The following is a 929-nucleotide window of genomic DNA, read 5'->3' as shown; positions in this document are numbered from 1 at the left end:
CACCGTATTCCTCGCCGGACTGATGGTCGGCCGCACGCCGGAATACCTTGGCAAGAAGATCGAAGCCAAGGAGGTAAAGCTTGCCGTTTTGGCCTTCCTCTCGATGCCGGTCGGCATTCTCGTCTTCGGCGCAGTTTCCGCCGTGGTCCCGTCTGCCCTCGCCGCGGTTCAGGATCCCGGTCCCCACGGACTTTCGGAGATCCTCTACGCCTATTCCTCGGCTACCGGCAACAACGGCTCGGCCTTCGCAGGCTTCGGTGCCAATTTGCCCTTCCACACGACGCTGCAGGGCATCGCCATGCTTCTTGGCCGATACGCCTTCATCGTGCCTATGCTGGCGATAGCCGGGGCGCTGACGACCAAGACGCCAGCACCGGCCTCGGCCGGCACCTTTCCGACCCACGGTCCGCTCTTCGTGATCCTGCTGATGGTCGTCGTCCTGATCCTGGGCGGTTTAACCTTCTTTCCGGCGCTCGCCCTCGGCCCTATTGCCGAACAGGTGGCGATGCTTGCCGGTCAGGCTTTCTGAGGTATTTCAATGACCAAGCATCCGCGCAAAGACTTTTCGCTGTTAGACCGGGCGCTCGCAGCCCAGGCAGCGCGCATTGCGGTCGCCAAGCTCGATCCGCGCGTGCTCTACCGCAATCCGGTCATGTTTGTCACGGGCGTGGTCGCACTGCTCACGACGTTCATTTTTCTGCGCGACGTCGCAAGCGGCGCAGCAACGACCGGAACCGTCGGCCAGATAGCCTTCTGGCTGTGGGTGACTGTGCTATTCGCCAATTTCGCCGAGGCGATCGCCGAAGGTCGGGGTAAGGCGCGCGCCGACAGCCTGCGTGCCACCCAGTCGGAGACTGAATGTAAACGCCTGCGTGGCGACCCGGCTACTCATGAGGACTTCGAGCTCGTTTCGAGCCGAACACTTCGCA

1 protein-coding gene and 1 pseudogene are annotated in these 929 nt (G+C 62.4%); both read left to right on the top strand.

What is annotated here, in order from left to right; genetic code table 11:
* Nucleotides 1–529, top strand: a 529-nt coding sequence (locus tag ACFHWW_RS33890) for a potassium-transporting ATPase subunit KdpA (protein ID WP_379943734.1), incomplete at its 5' end; no start/stop codon positions are given.
* 9 nt (nt 530–538) lie between these two features.
* Nucleotides 539–929, top strand: a pseudogene (locus tag ACFHWW_RS33885) (potassium-transporting ATPase subunit B); the annotation flags it as partial.

The sequence above is a fragment of the Sinorhizobium sp. P24N7 genome (assembly GCF_042436655.1).
Lineage (GTDB): Bacteria > Pseudomonadota > Alphaproteobacteria > Rhizobiales > Rhizobiaceae > Sinorhizobium > Sinorhizobium meliloti_A.
This window is presented reverse-complemented; position numbering and strand designations above follow the sequence as displayed.